16 protein-coding genes are annotated in these 19,189 nt (G+C 71.7%); 8 read left to right on the forward strand and 8 right to left on the reverse strand.

Annotated elements, in window-relative coordinates:
• Window positions 1–11 precede the first annotated feature (11 nt).
• The gene (locus ACFC3F_RS03625) at window positions 12–866 is read right to left on the reverse strand and encodes an RDD family protein (protein ID WP_376126777.1); all 855 of its coding nucleotides are present in this window, start codon (window positions 864–866) and stop codon (window positions 12–14) included.
• A gap of 16 nt (window positions 867–882) precedes the next feature.
• On the opposite strand from ACFC3F_RS03625, the gene ACFC3F_RS03630 reads away from it, so the two are divergent.
• The 3 genes from ACFC3F_RS03630 to katG are packed head-to-tail and all read left to right on the forward strand — an operon-like array spanning window position 883 to window position 4,728.
• On the forward strand, window positions 883–1,878 hold the full coding sequence (locus ACFC3F_RS03630) for a stage II sporulation protein M (RefSeq protein ID WP_376126779.1): 996 nt from the start codon (window positions 883–885) through the stop codon (window positions 1,876–1,878).
• Between the two features lie 43 nt (window positions 1,879–1,921).
• A complete protein-coding gene (locus ACFC3F_RS03635; RefSeq protein ID WP_376126782.1) occupies window positions 1,922–2,380 on the forward strand; it encodes a Fur family transcriptional regulator in 459 nt (152 codons plus the stop codon).
• A 29-nt stretch (window positions 2,381–2,409) separates the two neighbouring features.
• A complete protein-coding gene (gene katG / locus ACFC3F_RS03640; protein WP_376126785.1) occupies window positions 2,410–4,728 on the forward strand; it encodes a catalase/peroxidase HPI in 2,319 nt (772 codons plus the stop codon).
• 60 nt (window positions 4,729–4,788) lie between these two features.
• Here the strand turns inward: katG and aqpZ are convergent, their stop codons facing one another.
• From aqpZ to ACFC3F_RS03670, 6 genes are all read right to left on the reverse strand, one after another.
• On the reverse strand, window positions 4,789–5,607 hold the full coding sequence (gene aqpZ / locus ACFC3F_RS03645; RefSeq protein WP_376126787.1) for an aquaporin Z: 819 nt from the start codon (window positions 5,605–5,607) through the stop codon (window positions 4,789–4,791).
• 450 nt (window positions 5,608–6,057) lie between these two features.
• The gene (locus ACFC3F_RS03650; protein WP_376126789.1) at window positions 6,058–7,359 is read right to left on the reverse strand and encodes a DUF58 domain-containing protein; all 1,302 of its coding nucleotides are present in this window, start codon (window positions 7,357–7,359) and stop codon (window positions 6,058–6,060) included.
• A 114-nt stretch (window positions 7,360–7,473) separates the two neighbouring features.
• Entirely contained in the window at window positions 7,474–8,460 is a 987-nt protein-coding gene (locus ACFC3F_RS03655; RefSeq protein WP_376126791.1) for an AAA family ATPase, read from the reverse strand.
• Window positions 8,457–9,626, reverse strand: a complete 1,170-nt coding sequence (locus tag ACFC3F_RS03660) for a DUF4350 domain-containing protein (protein WP_376126793.1) — start codon at window positions 9,624–9,626, stop codon at window positions 8,457–8,459. The genes ACFC3F_RS03655 and ACFC3F_RS03660 overlap by 4 nt, the downstream gene beginning before the upstream one ends.
• Complete coding sequence (locus ACFC3F_RS03665; RefSeq protein ID WP_376126796.1) at window positions 9,623–10,297, reverse strand: DUF4129 domain-containing protein; 675 nt, start codon at window positions 10,295–10,297, stop codon at window positions 9,623–9,625. Before ACFC3F_RS03665 ends, ACFC3F_RS03660 begins: the two co-directional genes overlap by 4 nt.
• Window positions 10,294–11,811: a glycerophosphoryl diester phosphodiesterase membrane domain-containing protein gene (locus ACFC3F_RS03670; RefSeq protein ID WP_376126799.1), complete on the reverse strand. Its 1,518-nt coding sequence runs from the start codon at window positions 11,809–11,811 to the stop codon at window positions 10,294–10,296. The genes ACFC3F_RS03665 and ACFC3F_RS03670 overlap by 4 nt, the downstream gene beginning before the upstream one ends.
• A gap of 156 nt (window positions 11,812–11,967) precedes the next feature.
• On the opposite strand from ACFC3F_RS03670, the gene mtrA reads away from it, so the two are divergent.
• From mtrA to hpf, 5 genes are all read left to right on the forward strand, one after another.
• Entirely contained in the window at window positions 11,968–12,648 is a 681-nt protein-coding gene (gene mtrA, locus ACFC3F_RS03675) for an MtrAB system response regulator MtrA (protein ID WP_376126802.1), read from the forward strand.
• A gap of 7 nt (window positions 12,649–12,655) precedes the next feature.
• On the forward strand, window positions 12,656–14,368 hold the full coding sequence (gene mtrB, locus ACFC3F_RS03680; RefSeq protein WP_376126804.1) for an MtrAB system histidine kinase MtrB: 1,713 nt from the start codon (window positions 12,656–12,658) through the stop codon (window positions 14,366–14,368).
• Entirely contained in the window at window positions 14,365–16,041 is a 1,677-nt protein-coding gene (locus ACFC3F_RS03685; RefSeq protein ID WP_376126807.1) for an LpqB family beta-propeller domain-containing protein, read from the forward strand. Before mtrB ends, ACFC3F_RS03685 begins: the two co-directional genes overlap by 4 nt.
• Window positions 16,042–16,122: 81 nt before the next feature.
• Window positions 16,123–16,788: a ComF family protein gene (locus tag ACFC3F_RS03690; protein WP_376126810.1), complete on the forward strand. Its 666-nt coding sequence runs from the start codon at window positions 16,123–16,125 to the stop codon at window positions 16,786–16,788.
• Window positions 16,789–16,877: 89 nt separating this feature from the next.
• Window positions 16,878–17,537, forward strand: a complete 660-nt coding sequence (hpf, locus tag ACFC3F_RS03695; RefSeq protein ID WP_376126813.1) for a ribosome hibernation-promoting factor, HPF/YfiA family — start codon at window positions 16,878–16,880, stop codon at window positions 17,535–17,537.
• A 156-nt stretch (window positions 17,538–17,693) separates the two neighbouring features.
• Here the strand turns inward: hpf and ACFC3F_RS03700 are convergent, their stop codons facing one another.
• On the reverse strand, window positions 17,694–19,040 hold the full coding sequence (locus tag ACFC3F_RS03700; protein ID WP_376126816.1) for a hypothetical protein: 1,347 nt from the start codon (window positions 19,038–19,040) through the stop codon (window positions 17,694–17,696).
• Between the last annotated feature and the right edge of the window lie 149 nt (window positions 19,041–19,189).

Genomic DNA, 19,189 nt, shown 5'->3' on the forward strand with positions numbered 1-19,189 from the left:
GACGGGCGGTGTCAGCGGGCGGGGAAACCGCGCGGCACGTCGGGGACGCCGGAGGTGAGGGCGGTGACCCGCTGATCCTCGAGCACGAGGGCGTTCAGCTCGCGGTCGCGCCGGATCGCGGCGACGCCGCACACGAACGACTCGGGGTCGACCGCCGGCACGGGGGAGACGTGGGCCGCGGCTTCCGAGGCGAGGGATGCCGCCAGGCGTGCCCGCGCCGCAGGCTCCAGCTCGGGAGCCTGTCGCGCGAACTGCGCGATGCGCCGCGCCAGGCGGTCGGGCAGGCGGGCGACGTCGGCGACGGCTCCCCATTCGGCCAGGGCGGGCGGCAGACCGGGCGCGGGAGCGGGAAGGGGCGGCGTGCGGGTGCGCTCGGAGTACGTGCCGGCGAGCAGATCGCCCAGCCGCTGCGACCGCGGCGTGAACGCACCCACGATGGCGGCGAGCCCGCCGAAGGTGAACCACAGCTCGAGCACTCCGACGAGGGCGCGGATGAACGCCTGACGGAACCCCGTCGCCCCGCCGTCGGTGCGCACGATGCGCCCGCCGACGGCGAGCTTGCCGAGGCTGCGCCCGCGCGTGAACGTCTCGACGGCGGTCGGGATCACGACCAGCACGAGGACCACCATCGCGATCGTCACCATCTGCGCGGCCGAATCCGCGAAGAGGTCGAGCCCGAACAGGAACGTCGCGACGAGGACGAACACGATCAGCAGCACGAGCCCGACGACGATGTCGATGAGGGCGCCGAGCGCGCGCAGGAAGAATCCGACGGGCTGCACATCGAGGGCGACGGCCTCGCCCGTGAGCACCTCGTCCTGATGGATCGTCGTCATCCGCGAGTCGGGCACGACGGTCGAAGGCATGCGTACAGTTAACCAAATGGACCTCGACGCGCTCACCGCCGCCCGCCGGCAGGAATGGGAGCGTCTCGACGAGCTGAGCCGGGCCCGTCGCCTGAGCGGTGCGCAGGCCGACGAACTCGTCGCGCGCTACCAGTCCGCCTCGGCCGATCTGGCCGATCTGAAGACCTCGGCGGGCCGCACGCCGCAGGGCGACCTCGTCTCGACGATCCTCGCCCGGGCACGGCTCGCGCTGACGGGCACACCCGAGAACGTGCTGAAGCAGATCCCGCGGTTCTTCGCCCTGCAGCTGCCGGCGGCGCTGTACCGCGTGCGATGGACGACCCTCGTCATCGCGCTCGGCTTCGTCGCGGTCGGCGCCCTCGTGGCGTTCTGGGTCTCGTCGGATCCCGCGCTGGTGGCCACCCTCGGAACGCAGCTGCAGCTCGAGGACTACGCCGAGAACCAGTTCACCGAGTATTACAGCGAGAACCCGGCAGCCGTGTTCGCGGGCACCGTGTGGACCAACAACGCCTGGATCGCCGCGCAGTGCGTCCTGTTCGGCATCACCGGGTTCTGGCCGCTCATGGTGCTCGTGCAGAACGCCGTCGGCGTCGGCACGGCGGCGGCGATCATGCTGGCGTTCGATCGCGGCGACGTCTTCGTGCTCTTCATCCTTCCGCACGGCCTGCTCGAACTGACCTGCATCTTCGTCGCCGGAGCGGCGGGTCTGCACATCTTCTGGGCCTGGGTCGCCCCCGGGCGCCGGTCGCGGGGCGCCGCCCTCGCAGAAGCGGGACGCTCGCTCGCGACGATCGCGATCGGGCTCGTCATCGCCCTCGCCGTCGCCGGGCTCATCGAGGGCTTCGTGACGGCTCAGCCGTGGCCGTGGCCCGTCAAGATCGGCATCGGCGCGCTCGCGCTCGGCGCGTTCGTGTTCTACATGGTGGTCATCGGCGGGCGCGCCGCACGCCGGGGCGAGTCGGGTGACCTCACCGAGTACGAGACGGGAACTCCGACCCTCGTTTCCGGGTGACCGTTACTTTGAATTCTTCAAAATAACGCGGTAAGATGGTGCCATGAGTGCACCCGCGGTCGACGTCTACGAGACGGATGCTGCCGAGCTCATCCGCACCGTCGGCTTGCGCGTCACCGAGCCCCGCCGCGCCGTGGTCGACGCCCTGCGCACGCACCCGCACGCCAGCGCCGACGCGATCTTCCAGGTCGTCGCGCGCACGGTTCCGCAGACGAGCCTGCAGTCCGTCTACAACGCGCTCGGCGATTTCGCCGAAGCCGGTCTCGTGCGACGCATCGAGCCCGCGGGTCGTCCCGGACTGTTCGAGCTGCGCGTCGGCGACAACCACCACCACCTCGTGTGCACGACGTGCGGCGACGTTCGAGACGTCGACTGCGCCGTCGGCGAAGCGCCGTGCCTGACGCCGTCCAATCCGCACGGCTTCACGTTGCACACGGCCGAGGTGACGTACTGGGGCCTGTGTCCCGACTGCGCGGCCGCAGCATCCACCCCCACCGCTTGACTCCACCGACATCCACGAGGAAGGAAACCATGAGCGACATCGACGACACGAAGACCGGCATCGGCGAGAACCCGACCGACACCGATCAGGCCGTCACCCCCATCGACACGCCCGTCGACGAGCGCGAGGACGGCGAGACCCGCCCGCGCCCGAACGAGGACGAGGGCAGCTGCCCCGTCATCCACGGCGACAGCCAGCCGCACCCGGCGACGGGATCGGCCAACCGCGTGTGGTGGCCCAACCAGCTGAACATCAAGATCCTCGCGAAGAACCCGCCCGCGCGTAACCCGCTCGGCGAGGACTTCGACTACAAGGCCGCGTTCGAGAGCCTCGACCTCGCCGAGGTCAAGGCCGAGATCGAGAAGACGCTCACGACGAGCCAGGACTGGTGGCCCGCCGACTTCGGCCACTACGGCCCGCTCATCATCCGCATGGCGTGGCACGCCGCCGGAACCTACCGTGTCACCGACGGCCGCGGCGGCGCCGGCACCGGCCAGCAGCGCTTCGCGCCGCTGAACAGCTGGCCCGACAACGTCAGCCTCGACAAAGCCCGCCGTCTGCTGTGGCCCGTCAAGAAGAAGTACGGCCAGAAGCTCTCGTGGGGCGACCTGATGATCCTCTCGGGCAACGTCGCGCTCGAGTCGATGGGCTTCAACACCTTCGGCTACGCCGGCGGTCGTCCCGACGTCTGGGAGCCCGACGACGACGTGTATTGGGGCCCCGAGACCACGTGGCTCGGCGACGAGCGCTACACGGGCGACCGTGACCTCGACAAGCCGCTGGCCGCCGTGCAGATGGGCCTCATCTACGTCAACCCCGAGGGCCCCAACGGCAACCCCGACCCGCTCGCCTCGGCGCGCGACATCCGCGAGACGTTCGGCCGGATGGCCATGAACGACGAAGAGACCGTCGCGCTCATCGCGGGCGGCCACACCTTCGGAAAGACCCACGGCGCGGCGCCCGACACGAACCTCGAGGACAACCCCGAGGCCGCGGGCCTGGAGCGCCAGGGCCTCGGCTGGAAGAACAACCACGGCACCGGCAAGGGCGACGACACGATCACGTCGGGCCTCGAGGTGACGTGGACCTATCACCCCACCCGCTGGGACAACGAGTTCTTCCACATCCTCTACGCGTACGAGTGGGAGCTCATGCGCAGCCCCGGCGGCGGCCACCAGTGGCGTCCCATCAACGGCGGCGGCGCCGACATGGTTCCGATGGCGCACTCGTCGGCCCGTCGCGAGCCCCGCATGCTCACGAGCGACATCGCCCTGCGGACCGACCCCGAGTACGACAAGATCTCGCGTCGGTTCAAGGATGACCCCGTGGCGTTCGGCGACGCGTTCGCCCGCGCCTGGTTCAAGCTCACGCACCGTGACATGGGCCCGGTCGCACGCTATCTCGGTTCCGAGGTTCCCACCGAGGAACTCGTCTGGCAGGACCCCGTGCCGGCGGTCGATCACGAACTGATCGACGACGCCGACGCGGCGGCGCTGAAGGCGCAGATCCTCGAGTCGGGCCTCACCGTCACCGAGCTCGTCTCGACGACATGGGCTGCGGCATCCACCTTCCGTGGCAGCGACAAGCGCGGCGGCGTCAACGGCGCCCGCATCCGCCTCGCCCCGCAGAAGGACTGGGTCGTCAACAAGCCGTCGCAGCTGCAGCGTGTGCTGGGCGTGCTCGAGGGCATCCAGTCCTCGTTCAACGACGGTCGCACCGACGGCAAGCAGGTTTCCCTCGCCGACCTCATCGTGCTCGCGGGCAACGCGGGTGTCGAGAAGGCCGCGAAGGATGCCGGTGTGGATGCCACGGTGCCCTTCCGCGCCGGACGCACCGACGCGACGCAGGAGCAGACCGACGTCGAGTCGTTCCGCTTCCTCGAGCCGGCAGCCGATGGCTTCCGCAACTACCAGGCGACGACCGCGATGGCCACGCCCGCCGAGTACCTGCTGCTCGACAAGGCGAACCTGCTCACGCTCACGGCTCCCGAGATGACCGTGCTCGTCGGCGGCCTGCGGGTGCTGGGCGCCAACTGGGACGAGTCCGAGTACGGCGTGTTCACCGACCGCGTCGGCGTGCTCACGAACGACTACTTCGTGAACCTGCTCGACCTCGGCACGACGTGGAAGCCGCTCGACCCGGGCTCGCACGCGTTCGAAGGACGCCGTGACGGCTCGGACGAGTTCTTCGGCCGCGGCACGCGCGTCGACCTGCTGTTCGGCTCGAACTCCGAGCTGCGCGCCGTCGCCGAGGTGTACGCCTCGGATGACGCGCAGGAGAAGTTCGTGCGCGACTTCGTCGAGGCGTGGGGCAAGGTCACCGAGCTCGACCGGTTCGACCTGAGCTGACGCACACACGCAGAAGCGGCCCGTCCCGATGTCCTCGGGGCGGGCCGCTTCGCGTTCGTGTCAGCGACCCCGGCGCTTCGCGCCGCGGGCGTCGGGCACGCGCGCCTCGGACTGCAGCGGCGGCAGCTGCACCGGCTCGAACAGTGCGCGATGCAGCCAGCCCGCAAGGACCGCGCCGACGAGCGGGAACACGATGAACACCCACAGCTGCGCGAGCGCGTCGATGCCGCCGTAGATGGCCGTCGCGATCGAGCGCGCGGGGTTCACCGACGTGTTGTCGATCGGGATCGAGATGAGGTGGATGACCGTGAGGGTCAGACCGATCGAGAGCCCCGCGACGTTGCCGTTGCCGCGCTTGGTGTGCGTGACGCCGAGGATCACCATGACGAAGATCGCCGTGAGGATGATCTCGGCGACGATCGCCGCGCCCAGCCCGAACCCGCCCGGAGAGTGCGCGTCGAAGCCGTTGCTCGCGAAGCCGCCGTCCTGCGCGTTCGCGAGCCAGTTCGCCGGCCCGAACAGCCCGATCAGGACGATGAGCGTCGTGCCCACGGCTCCGCCGACGAGCTGGGCGATGATGTAGCCGGGTGCATCCTTCCACGCGAAGCGGCCCGCGGCGGCCAGGCCGAAGGTCACGGCGGGGTTGAAGTGTCCGCCCGAGATGTTGCCCCACGCGTAGATGCCCGCCATGAGGGTCAGGCCGAACGCGAACGAGACGCCGACGAAGCCGACGCCGAGGGACGTGCCGTTGGCTCCGGTGCCGAAGTCGGCGGCGAAGAGGGCGGTTCCGATAGAGCCGAAGACGAGCAGGAACGTGCCGAGCGCCTCGGCGACGAGTTTGTTGGCCGTGGTGGGTGGGGTGACGAGGGTGTCCGACATGTGACGGCCTCCTTTCCTCGATCCGGAGCGTAGACCCTGCACAGCCGTTTCCCAGGTTTCGGCGCGCTCGCGTGTCCGAAGCGGCACATCCGGCTCCGGTGCGTTCGGTGCGTTCGGTGCGTTCGGTGCGTTCGGTGCGTTCGGTTCGTTTGCCTCACATTGCGCTCGAACTCGGGCCGGGCAGCAGAGTGAGGCAACTGACCCGGTCGGCGTTTGGTTCGTTTGCCTCACATTGTGCTCGAATCCGGGCCGGGCAGCAGAGTGAGGCAACTGAACCCTGTCGGTGTTTGGTTCGTTTGCCTCACATTGCTCTCGAACCTGGGCGCGGGCAGCAGAGTGAGGCAACTGAACCCGGTCGGCGTTTGGTTCGTTTGCCTCACATTGTGCTCGGCCCCGGGCCCGGGCAGCAGAGTGAGGCAACTGAACCCCGGGAGCCCTCGAGGGGAGCCGTCAGAGGCGGCCGGCGGCCTTGAGGGCGAGGTAGCGGTCGGCGATGCGGGGCGGGAGGGCGTCGGGGGTGTCGGTGATGGCCTCGGCGCCGGCGCGGGCCATCGCGCTCGCGACGCGCTCGGCCTCGCGCGCCGTGCGCTCGGCGGCGGCTTCGCCGTAGACGTCGGCCGCGTCCGGACGTGCGACGGGCCCGGGGCGCTCATCGGCGACCGTGCCGACCAGCACGTGCGCGCGCTGCGCGAGCGCGGGCAGCGATCCGAGGAACCCGCGCGACGCGTCGACGGCGTCCTGCGCCGTCAGTACGACCACGAGCGAGGGGCGCGAAGTGAGGGCGCGCACCTGGGCGAAGGCGGCATCCCAATCGGTGTCGATCAGCTGCGGCTCGACGGGAGCCATCGCCTCGACGAGCGCGGGAAGCAGCCCCGGCCCGTCGACCCGCGTCACGCGCGCCCGGATCGTGCGGTCGAACATGACCAGGTGCACGTGGTCGCCCGCGCGGTTCGCGAGCGCCGCGAGCAGCAGCGCCGCCTCCATCGCGGCATCCAGCCGCACGCCGTCGCCGACGCGCGCGGCCGCCGTGCGCCCCGTGTCGATGACGATGACGACGTGCCGATCCCGCTCGGGGCGCCACGTGCGGATCATCGTCGTCGCCGAGCGCGCGGTCGCCCGCCAGTCGATCGAGCGCACGTCATCACCGCGCACGTACTCGCGCAGGCTGTCGAACTCGGTGCCCTGGCCGCGCACCTGCACGCTCGTGGAACCGTCCAGCTCGCGCAGCCGCGCGAGGCGCGACGGCAGGTGCCGCCGGGAGGTGAAGGGCGGCAGCACGCGCACGCTGCCCGGCGCATCCAGACGCACCTGGCGGCCCGCGAGGCGGAGCGGCCCGTCGGAGCGCACGACGACGAACGACGAGCGCAGCTCACCGCGACGCCGCGGCAGCAGCGGGATCGTCAGCGCGCGGCTCTCGCCGGGCGGGATCGAGATCGTCGAGCGCTCCAGCGGGGCACCGGCGGTCGGCTGCCACGCGTCGCGCACGCGACCCCGGATGCCGCGCCTTCCGGTATTGCGCAGCCGCAGCGTCGTGTCCACTCGCGCACCCAGAAGCGTGCGTGCCGGTGCGGGGCGCTCGACGGCGAGGGCGCGCGGATCAGGTGCCGCCGCGGCATCCGCGATCGCCGCCACGACGCACAGGGCGAGCCATCCCGCCGCTGCGACCCACGCGTCGACGCCGCCGAGCGAGAGCAGCACGACGGGCACGACGCCGAGGGCGACGAGAAGGGGAAGGCGGCCGGTGAGGTACATGGTGTGGGTGGGGGTCTCCTGAGGCTGACGAGATCTCGATACGCGCGCTTCGCGCGCTACTCGATCTGACCCGGGTCGCATCAACGCCGCTGCGCGGCATTGATCCGACCCGCGTCAGATCGGCACCCGCGTCTGCTGCAGCACCGAGCCGAGCACGGCATCGACCGAGACGCCTTCGAGCTCGGCGTCGGGGCGCAGGCGGATGCGGTGACGCCACGTCGGCACGAGCATCGTCTGCACGTGATCGGGCGTGATGGCGGGATAGCCGCCGAGCCACGCCCATGCCTTCGCGGCGGCCAGCAGCGCCGTCGAGGCGCGCGGGCTCACCCCGAGCTGCACGGAGGGACTCTCGCGCGTCGCCCGCGCCAGGTCGACGACGTAGCCGAGCACGTCGTCGGACACGGTGACGGATGCCGCGGCCTCGCGCGCCGCCCGCAGCTGATCGGCCGTCGCGGCAGGGCGGACCCCCGCGGCCGCGAGGTCGCGCGGATTGAAGCCTTCAGCGTGGCGGCGCAGGACGTCGAGTTCGGCGTCGCGTCCGGGCACGTCGACCAGGAGCTTGAGCAGGAACCGGTCGAGCTGCGCCTCGGGCAGCGTGTAGGTGCCCTCGTGCTCGACGGGGTTCTGCGTCGCGGCGACGAGGAACGGGTCGGGCAGGCGCCGGCTCACGCCGTCGGTCGACACCTGACGCTCCTCCATCGCCTCGAGCAGAGCGGACTGCGTCTTGGGCGGTGTGCGGTTGATCTCGTCGGCGAGCAGAACGTTCGTGAAGACCGGCCCCTCGCGGAACTCGAACTCGCCTGCCTTCGCGTCGTAGACGAGCGAGCCCGACACGTCGCCGGGCATGAGGTCGGGGGTGAACTGGATGCGCTTCGTGTCGAGTCCGAGCGCCGTCGAGAAGGCTCGCACGAGCAGCGTCTTCGCGACGCCGGGCACGCCCTCGAGCAGCACGTGGCCGCCCGCGAGCAGCGCGATCAGCAGGCCCGTCACGGTGCCGTCCTGCCCGACGACGGCCTTGCCGACTTCGAGGCGCACGCGGTTCATCGTCTCGCGCAGCGCCGCATCGTCGTGCGATGCGGGCTCGGGGTTCAGGTCGGTCATGGCAGGTTCCTTTCCGGGCGGACGGCCGCGTGCACGGCGTCTTCGAGGTCGCGGAGGCGCCCGCGCAGCGTCAGCAGGTCGCCGTCGGTGCGGGGCACGTCGTCGATGAGGAGCGCCCGCACGTCGCCGCGCGGCATGCCGGTGCGGGACGCGGCGGCGTCGGCGATCTCGGGCGCGGATGCCGCGGGCCCGAGGGCGAGCGCCCGGCTGATCCGTCCGAGCGCGCCGATGCGCAGCTGGTCGGCCGCATGGCCGGCGTCGCGGGCTCGGGCGTAGAGCCGCCCGCGTCCTTCGGTCGTCTCGGACGCGCGCACCGTCACCGGGAGCCGCTCCGCGACGAGGGGTCCGAACCGGCGTCCGCGCCAGATCGCGGCGGCGATCCCGGCGGCCAGGAGCACGACGATGGCGGGGCTGACCCACGGGGGAGTGAGCTCGCCGAGCGTCGGATCGGTTGCGGCGAGATCCGTGTCGCCGAGGCTCGGCACGTACCAGACGACGAGCGGATGCCGCCCCATGAGGTTCAGAGCGAGCGCGGCGTTGCCGGCGTCGGCGAGGTACTCGTTGGTGAACAGCGTCTCGCCGTCGACGGCCGAGATGCGGCGATCGCCGTCGGTGCCGACGAGCAGCCCCATGCCTTCGCCCGCCGGGTAGCAGGCGGTCCTGCCGGAGCCGGGGGAGAAGACGCGGCCGGGCGCGACCGGCCCGGCGCGTTCGGCGTCGGCGAGGTCGCACGCGGGGGCCACGGCGTCGCCCGACGCGAAGCCCGCCGTCGCGGAGCCGGCGAGGAAGAGGCGCAGCTCGCGCGAGCGCGGCTCGATCAGCACGAGGTCGGTGGCGGCGTCGCCGAGCTCCTCGACGGCGTCGTCGGACAGGGCGGGGGCGGCGGGGAGCACGAGGGTCGCCTCAGCAGCGGACAGGGCCGACGCGGCCTCGGCGCGATCACGCGCGACGATCACGTCGACGCCCTGCGCGCGCAGCAGCTGGGTGACGGCACGCGTGCCGAGGATGCCCGCGGAGTCGGGGTCCAGCGCGTCGCGCTGCGTCCACTCGCCGAGCTGGACGATGGCGCCGCCGATGCCGCCGACGACGAGGATGATCAGGGCGATGACGACCCATGCCCCCACGCGGCGACGTCGCGTCCCCTCGCGCACCTCGACCGCCGTCACGCGTTCGCCGCCGCGGTCTCGGGGATCGGGGCGCGGGCGGCGCGGAGCGCGTCGTCGACGTCGGCGACGCGGGCATACAGGTCGCGCGTGCCGGGACGGCGGAGGTACCGCACATCGTCGAACGCCGTCGCTGCCGCCTCGAGGGGCGCAGCCGAGGCGGGGAACACCGCGGACGCGGCGCGCGCGAACCCGTGCACCGTCGTTCCGGGCGGCGTCTCGACGACACCGCGCTCGTGCAGGCCGCGCGCGAGAGCGCGGAAGCGCAGCACGATCGCGGCATCCCATTCCTGTTTCGATGCGTGGGATGCCGCGGCCGCACGCAGTTCGGCCGCCGAACGATCGTCGGTCTCGCCGAAGAGCACGCCGCGGGCGGCAGGCAGACGACGGGTCGAGCGCGGCATGCCCCACACGAGGAAGGCGACGACGATGAGGAGGACGACGATCCCCGTCACGATGAGCGCGAGCACGAGGCCCCACTCGCCGCTCACCTGCGTCGAGAAGAGCCGTTCGATGAACTGCGCGACGGCGCGTGCGGCGCGGTCGAAGAAGGTCGGCTCCGCCTCACGGTAGGCGGGATCGGCGAGCTCGCGCTCGGCCCACTCGCGGGCCTCGTCCCCGTCGGGAATGAGGGGCAGGTCGGCGAGTCGGGTCAGCGTGGCGGCGACCGTCACGGGGCCTCTCGGCCCGCCTCGGGCGGAGCGGCGCCGGGGGCCGTCCACTGCGTCGGCGCTGCGGGAGGAGCGGGGGGCCGGGCGGAGGCCGCCGGACCTGCGGGGGACGCGTCCGCGGCATCCGCGGGCTGCGCGGGGTGCGAGGGCTGCGCGGGCGACGGCTGCGCGGGCGACGCGTCGGGCGGCATCGGCGTCGCGTAGGGCGGCGTCGGCGCCGCGTAGGGCGGCTGATTCGCGGCCGGATAGGGGGGTGCCGGGTATCCCTGCGGGCCGGACGGGCCCTGGGGCACCGGGTAGCCCTGTTGCGGAGCGGAGCCCTGCTGCGGCGAGTGCCCCTGCTGCGTGGGGTGTCCCTGCTGGGGCGCGTACCCCGGCGGCGGTGGGTACCCCGGCGGCGGTGCGTAGCCCGGCTGGGGCGCGTACCCCGGCTGGCCGGCGTAGGCCGGGTACGTGGGAGTGAGGTACGGCGACGGCATGTCGCGGCCGATGTGGGCGGCGTAGGGGTCGGGAAGACCGGTGGCACCGGCATCTCGCTTCTCGACGTATTCGAGCAGGTCGAGGTCGAGACCCTCGTGCCGCATGCGGCAGTCGACGTAGATGAGGGCCGTCGCCGTCGATTGCACGACGAGCGCGATCGACTGGATGAGCAACGCGACGGCGTACGTCAGCAGGAACGTGACGATCATGCTGATGACGTAGGTCGCCTCGTTCTCACCCGTCGGAGAGATGATGACGCCGAGCCCCGCCGACAGGAACGAGAAGGGCAGGCTCACGACCTGGCCGACGACACCGAAGATGGCGCTGATGAGCACGATGACGCCCAGCGCGGGCCAGAAACGCCCGCGCGTGAGAGACCACGAGCGGCGCACGGCACCGCGGATCGTGGCGCGCTCCATCAGGATGACCGCCGGCACGAGCAGCAGCTTGATCATGAGCCACCAGTACAGCGGGATCGCACCCAGGACGAGCAGGATGCCCAGCACGATCGCGACGGGCCACGCGACGAACCCGACCGCGATGACGACACCGGCGAGGACGGCGATGGCCAGCAGCGCGGCGGTTCCGATGATGAGCGACCACCCGATGACGCGCCACACGACGGGCTTCACCTGACGCCAGAGCGCACCGAGCGTGCGCTTCTCGGCGACGACGGCGTGACTGACCTCGACGACGACGACCGCCTGCACGATGACGGTCAGGGCGGTCGCGGCCAGCCCGAGCACGAAGCTCGCGACGACGGTCAGGGCGATCGAGCCGGCGAGGACCGCCTCGAACTCCTCGCTGCCGGGGCGCACCGTGTCCAGGCGCGAGAAGGACGCGAACGAGATGAGCCCGATCGCGACGAGGATCACGACGAAGGCGACGGTCTGCACGACGAGCGCGAAGCCCAGCAGCACGCGCGGGTTCTGGCGCAGGGCGACGAAGGATCGCCCCAGAATGGTGCCGAAGCCGAGCGGATGCAGCGGCACGATGCCCGGGCGGGATGCGGGCGTCCAAGCCGGATAGGCGGTCACGGCTGATCCTCCTGAGGGCTCGGCGGGCCGGGGTCGATCCATCGTGTCACACCCCGCCGACGCGCTCGGCGTCTGTACGGCCGGTGTCGACTACTCTGTGGGAATGCATGGGTGCTCCCGGATCGGCGCCCCGCGGACGCAAAGGACGAGTGGGTCATGACTTCACGCATCCTGGTGGTCGACGACGACACCGCCTTGGCCGAGATGATCGGGATCGTGCTGCGCACGGAGGGCTTCGAGACCGTCTTCTGCGCGGACGGCGCGAAGGCCGTCGACACGTGGCGCGACGAGCGTCCCGACCTCATCCTGCTCGACCTCATGCTTCCCGGGATGGACGGGATCGAGATCTGCACGCGTGTGCGGGCCGAGTCCGGCATCCCGATCATCATGCTCACGGCCCGCACCGATACCGCTGACGTCGTCAAGGGGCTCGAGTCCGGCGCCGACGACTACATCGTCAAGCCGTTCAACCCGAAGGAGCTGGTCGCGCGCATCCGCACGCGTCTGCGCCCCGTCGCCCAGACTGAGAGCGAGGTGCTGCGCATCGGCGATCTCACGGTCGACGTCGCGGCCCACGAAGTGCGGCGCGGCGACGACCTCATCGCCCTCACGCCGCTCGAGTTCGAGCTGCTCGTCGCGCTCGCCGCGAAGCCGCAGCAGGTGTTCTCACGCGAGATGCTGCTCGAGCAGGTCTGGGGCTACCACTACAAGGCCGACACTCGCCTCGTGAACGTGCACGTGCAGCGTCTGCGCGCCAAGGTCGAGAAGGATCCCGACAACCCGAAGATCGTGACGACCGTGCGCGGCGTCGGCTACCGCGCCGGCGCGCTCGCCTGAGGCGGACATGAGCTCGGTGGACACGGGCGGGATCGTCCGCGTCCCCGTGCTGGATTGGCGCAGCTGGCGGGCGTGGCCCGACAACGTGGCGCGCCTGTGGCGGCGGTCGCTGCGCTTCCGGACGGTGCTCGTGACGCTCGCCCTGACGGCGCTGGCCGTCATCGTGGCCTGCGTGTGGATGGCGATCTCGGTTCAGCGCGACCTGTTCGACTCGCGCCGGGATCAGATCCTCACCGACGCGCTCCGGGCGACGACGGCCGCACAGGAGACGCTCGACTCCGCCGTGCTCGGCGATGCGGCGCAGCTGCAGAACCTGCTCTCCACGACCGGCACGGACCTCATGGCGCAGGCCGCGAGCGACGGCATCCGCATCGTCCGCATCGACACGGCGCCTTCGCAGATCGCGCCCCAGGACCTCGCCGTCGGAACCTCGTTCGAGCAGGCGATCACTCCCGAGCTCGCCCAGCGCGTCGAGGCGGACTCCGGTCAGCAGTGGTGGCAGTCGGTCGCGCTGCCGCAGATCGGCGGATCCGTCGTTCCCGGCATCGTCGTCGCGCAGCAGGTCTCGATCCCCGTCGCCGACATCGGACCCTACGCCGTCTATCTCGCCTACGATCTCGGCGCCTCGGCGCAGACGCTCGGGTTCGTGCAGGCCACGCTGTGGGGCGTCGGCATCGCCCTCGTGCTGCTCATCAGCGGCATCGCGTGGTTCGTGCTGCGCTCGGTCACGACACCCATCGGCGAGGCGGCCGAGACGAGCGCCAAGCTCGCCGCCGGACGCCTCGATGTGCGCCTGCCCGTGCGCGGAGAAGACGAGCTCGCGACGCTCGGGCGTTCGTTCAACGCGATGGCCGACAGCATCGAGTCGCAGATCAAGGAGCTCGCCGACCTGTCGTTGGTGCAGCAGCGGTTCGTCTCGGATGTGTCGCACGAGCTGCGCACGCCGCTCACGACGATCCGGCTGGCCGCCGACATGATCAACGACCATCGTGACGAGTTCGATCCCGCCACGGCGCGTGCGGCGGAGCTGCTCAACGCGCAGGTGCAGCGCTTCGAGCTGCTGCTGACCGACCTGCTCGAGATCAGCCGCTACGACGCCGGGTCGGTGCAGCTCGAGCTCGAGCCGACGAGCCTCGCGCACCTGGCCGAGGATGTCATCGGCTCGATGGAGCAGCTGGCCGAGCAGCACGGCAGCGATGTGCGCCTCGTGGCACCCGGCGGCTACACGCTCGTCGACATGGATCCCCGCCGCATCCGCCGTATCGTGCGGAACCTGCTGGGCAACGCGATCGAGCACGGCGAGGGGCGGCCCATCGTCATCACGGTCGACAGCGACGGGGGCGCGGTCGCTCTCGGCGTGCGCGACTACGGTCTGGGGATGAGCCCCGAATCGGTCGAGCACGTGTTCGACCGCTTCTGGCGCGCCGACCCGTCGCGAAAGCGCACGATCGGCGGCACGGGGCTCGGGCTGTCGATCGCCCTCGGTGACGCGCGACTGCACGGCGGAGAGCTCGCCGTCTGGTCGGAGCTCGGCAACGGCACGAACTTCGTGCTCACGCTGCCCCGGCGCAAGGGACGCCTCACCGCACCGTCGCCCCTTCCCGTCGAGCCCGTCGACGATGTCGGTGCGGCGCTGGAAGACCTCGGTCTCACGCAGCCGATCGAGGTGCTGCGCGACACGACGGGAACGGATGCCGCCGGGGCAGGGGGCAGACGATGACGCGCCGGCGGTGGGCAGTCGCGATGGTGGCCGTGCTCGCCCTCGCGCTGTCGGCGTGCACCGGTCTGCCCACGGGCGGCGGCGTCAACGAGGGTCTCGCGGGCGGCGGCGATGTGGATCCGCCCGACATCTCGCTCATCCCCGATCGGCCGCAGGCCGGGGCGACGCCCGAGCAGATCGTCGACGGCTTCCTGCGCGCCGGCTCAGGGGTCGCCGACGACTGGGCGCGCGCGCAGGAGTTCCTCGCGCCGCAGTTCCGCGGCGAGTGGGATCCGAACGCCGGCGTCACGATCGACGTGCTCGGCTCACGCGAGACGCGCCTGCTCGACGACGACACCGTCTCGGTGCTCGTGTCGCAGGTCGCGCGCGTCGACGAGAAGGGATCGTACGAGCGCGTCGAAGAGGGCCCGACGACACTGACGTTCGAACTCGCACAGCAGGACGACGGCGAGTGGCGCATCGCCGAAGCGCCCGACGGCATCGTGCTCGACCGATCGCTGTTCACCTCGATCTTCAACGACTACTCGCTCGCCTACTTCGACACGACGTGGAACTACCTCGTGCCCGACGTGCGCTGGTTCCCCCGCTCGCGCGTCGCCTCGAGGATCGTGGCGGCGCTGGTGAACCGTCCGAAGAGCGAGTGGCTCGCGGCATCCGTCAGATCAGCCTTCCCCGAGGGCGTGTCGGCCGTGCCGTCGGTCACGGTCGCGGCCGGCGGTGTGGCGACGGTCGGCCTCACCGAAGACGCGCTCGCGCTCGATCAGGAGACGCGCGACCGCATGCAGACGCAGCTCAAGGAGAGCCTCCGAACGGCCAACATCACGCAGGTCGAGATGGTCGTCGGCACGACGGTGCTCAGCGCCGAGCCGGTGCCGGTGCGCCGTACGGCGGTGTCGGGGCCCGCCCTGGTCAAGACCGAGGCGGGTTTCGGATTCCTGTCGGGAGACGAGCTGCTGCCGATCCCGGGCCTGTCCGGCACCATCGCCGACGTCGACGCGACCGCCGTGCAGGTCACCGGCGACCGCGACCTCGCCGCCGTGCAGCGCACCGACGGCTCGGTATGGCGCGTCCCCGCGGGGGGCGAGGCGAGTCTCGTCGATGACCGGCCCCGGCTCGTCGAGCCGTCGGTCGACCCGTTCGGGATCATCTGGAGCGTCCCGCGCGACACCCCGCACGCCGTGCGCGCCCAGCTGCCCGACGGCACCGTCGTCGACGTCACCGAAGCCTGGCCCGAGACGACCGAGATCTCGGCGATGGCGATGTCGCGCGACGGCGCACGCATCGCGGGGCTCGTGACCGCCGGCGGCCGCACCGCCGTGTGGGTCTCGGGCGTGCTGCGCGGCGACGCCGGCGTGCCGACGGGTCTCGGCGCGCCCATTGTGCTCGGAATCGCCGGCGACGACGGGCGCGCGCTGGCGTGGCTCGACGAGACGACACTCGGAGCGCTCGCGGGTGGCGGCGAGACGGCGAGCGTGCTCACACAGCCCGTCGGCGGGCCCGGCACATCGGTCACGGCTCCCTCCGAAGCCGTCTCGATCGCGACCGGCAGCACGCTCGCCTCGACGCGACTGCGCGGAGCCGACGGCTTCCTCTACACGCGACGGGGTCCGAACTGGCAGGAGAGCGGCGCGGGCGTGCTCGTGCTCGCGACACAGCAGGGCACGCCCGAATAGACGGTCCCTCCCCAGTCGCGGGCGGGGCCGGACTGTGCACCGGACGCGGCCGCGCGGCAGCCGGTGCGAACGGATGCTGCGATGCTCGGCGCCGTGGACCCGTCATCGCCCGTCCGGCGCGCGCTCGCCGATGCCCTCACCTTCGTGCTGCCCGTCGACTGCGCGGGATGCGGCGTGCCCGATGTCGCGCTGTGCGAGCAGTGCGTCGGGCTGCTGGCGCCCGCCGTCGAGCACCGGACCGTCGCCGGTCTCGATGTCTGCAGCGGCCTGCCGTTCGACGGTGTCGCGGCGCGCGTGCTGCGCGCGCTCAAGGAGGAGGGGCGCACGGGTCTCGCCCGGCCCCTGGCGCCCGCACTGCGGGCGGCGATCGACGGGGGTTTCGGAGCGGCCGCCGTCGTCGTGCCGGTGCCGACCTCGCGGGCGTCGTTCCGCCGCCGCGGCTATCACGTCGCCGAGCTCGTCGCCCGGCGGGCGGGGCTGCGCGTCGAGCGGCGCCTGCGGCTCGTGCGGCAGCCGGCGGACCAGCGTGGTCTCGACGAGGTCGAGCGGCGCCGCAACGTCGCGGGGAGTGTGATCGCGCGGGGTGCGGCATCCCGTCGCGTCGTTGTGCTCGACGATGTCGTGACGACCGGTGCGACGCTCGCCGAGGCTGCGCGGGCGCTGCGCGAGGCCGGGGCCGACGTTCTCGGGGCGGTCACGATCGCCGCCACGCCGCGGCGTTCGCTGACAGGGGAAAGCCGTGCGTGACACGGCATGGTCCGCGCCGATAGCGTGGGGAGGACAAGGCGACTGATGGTCCGCCCTTGACCGGGCGGACCGGAACAAGGAGGTCAAGGATGGAAACCAACATCGCCGGCGTGGGAGTGAGCATTTCGGATCGCTTCCGCGGCGTGGTCGACGAGAAGGCCGTCCGCATCGAGAACCTCGCTCCGAAAGCGCAGCGACTCGACGTCAAGGTCACGCACCGCGCTTATCACAACGGCCGTGTCGAAGACGAGACGGTCGAGCTCACGGTGACCGGCAAAGGACCCATCGTCCGCGCCGAGGCCGTCGACGGCGACAAGTTCGCGGCGCTGGACATGGCGGTCGACAAGCTCACCGAGCAGCTGCGGCGCGCGAAGGACAAGCGCATCGACGCGCGCAAGCACCCCCGCGGTGCGAAGCTCGACAAAGAGAGCGGATCGCTGCAGGGCGTGGACATCCAGCCGGCGTCGGTCGAAGCGCTGCGCGCGGTCGCGACCGGTGAAGTGCCGGTCCTCGCGGGGGCGGAGGACGACGAGGACTACACGCCCGTCGTCATCCGCACGAAGGAGTTCGCCCCCGAGTGGATGACCGTCGAAGACGCCGTCGACCGCATGGAGCTCGTCGGGCACGACTTCTTCCTGTTCATCGACGTGCGCACCGACCACCCGAGCGTCGTCTACCGCCGCAAGGGCTGGGACTACGGCGTCATCTCGCTGGCGACGCAGGCCTCGCCCGAGGCCGTCGCGTCGTAGCACCGACCTGATCGCACGGATGCCGCGGGCTCAGGCTCGCGGCATCCGCTGTGTCGTGGGGTCGCTGCCCGGCGGGTTCGGGGCGGATTTCGATCGCGACGCGCCGTCGTGCTCGGGGTGTCGCGCCAGGAACGCGCCCCGAACCGCCTGAGGTGGTCAGTCGAACATGCCGTCGAGCAGGCTGCCGATCACGAGGCCGCCGAGGATGCCGCCCATGACGCCGTTTCCCCCGTCGCCGCCGCGGCGACCACCGCCCCAGTTCCCGCCCCACTGGTCCTGCTGCGGGCGGGCCGCGTCGATGTCGCGCTGGGCGAGCTGCAGGGCTTCGCCGGCGAGGAACGCCACCCGGCGCGCCATCGCCATCGCCTGCTCGCGGTGGTCTTCGTCGATCTGCGTGACGACGGATGCCGAGGTGCCCAGGTAGCGGTCGAGATCGACCCGCACGCGCTCGGCCTCGGCGAGGCGCGTGCGCGCGTCCGCGCCGATCCAGCCGCGGTGACCGGCGATGACGTCGCGGGCGACGGCGAGCTGCCGGTCGGAGTCGTCGATGCTGTGCCGCACGTGCTCGAGCGGTGGGATGGGGCGGGCAGCGCGCTCGCGCGCCGTCGCGATGGCGGCATCCAGCCCCTCGTTCGCGGCGCGCAGGCGCGTGAGCTGCGTGAACGGGTCGGTGTTGACCCCCGCGGCGGGAAGCGCCGCGAGCGCGGCCTGGAGGTCGTTGATCGCGGCGGAGACGCCGGGGGAGCGGGGCTCCTTGAGCGCGACGACGATGTCTTCGCGGGAGTCCTCGACGATCGCGGCGAGCGTCGACTCGGCGCGCAGTGCCTCGACCTCGAACGTCTCGACGGCATCGAGCAGCGTCGCCGCGCGGCGCACCGACTCGGTCGAGGCCTCGAGGGCGAGGTTCGCCTGCTCACGCTGTCCTGCTTCGCGTCGACGCTCCGCGACGCCGGCGCTGTGCTCGGCGAAGACGAGCAGCTGGTCGGCTTCGGCGGGGTTGGACTCGACCTGCGCGAGCGCCTCGGGAGCGTAGCGCGCGGCGAGCCGGGAGACCGTGTCGCGGGCTGCGGGGATGCGCGCGCGCAGGTGTGCGGCATCCGATCGCACCTTCGCGATGATCTCGGGAGCGCGACGTGCGCGGGCGATGCGCTCGGCGAGGGATTCGGTACGGTCATCGAGCAGGTCTTCGGCCCACCCGCACAGCTGGACGATGCGCGCGTTGCGCGTGCGCAGCTCTTCGGGGGTGTCCGGGATCTCGTCGTGGTTGAGCTGGTGCAGGTGGAAGGCCTCGCCGAGGTGCTCTTTCACGGCGGTGAGCGCCTCGCGCAGCTCCTTCGTCGAGTCGGGTCCGAGCTCGGCTTCGGCGAACGCGAGCTCGTCGCTCGTGACGCGGATCCGCTCGTCGGCGGCGACGAGGGCGGTGCGCGCCTTACGGGCGAGATCTGCGTCGTGGGTCTGCAGTTCTTCCTGCTCGCGCTTGCGTTTGCCCCAGAATCCAGCCATGCCTCCGATCCTACGGGCGGTGGCCGAACGTCGGCTGCGCGGGGGCGGCCCGGTGCGTCCGCCCACCGCGAACCCCCGACCGCGAGCCCCGAAGACCGCGAGACTGCAACGGCGCGCCGAGACAGCGGGTGAACCCCACGGTCTCGGCG

It is taken from the genome of Microbacterium sp. NPDC055910 (assembly GCF_042271185.1).
In the GTDB taxonomy this organism is placed as follows: domain Bacteria; phylum Actinomycetota; class Actinomycetes; order Actinomycetales; family Microbacteriaceae; genus Microbacterium.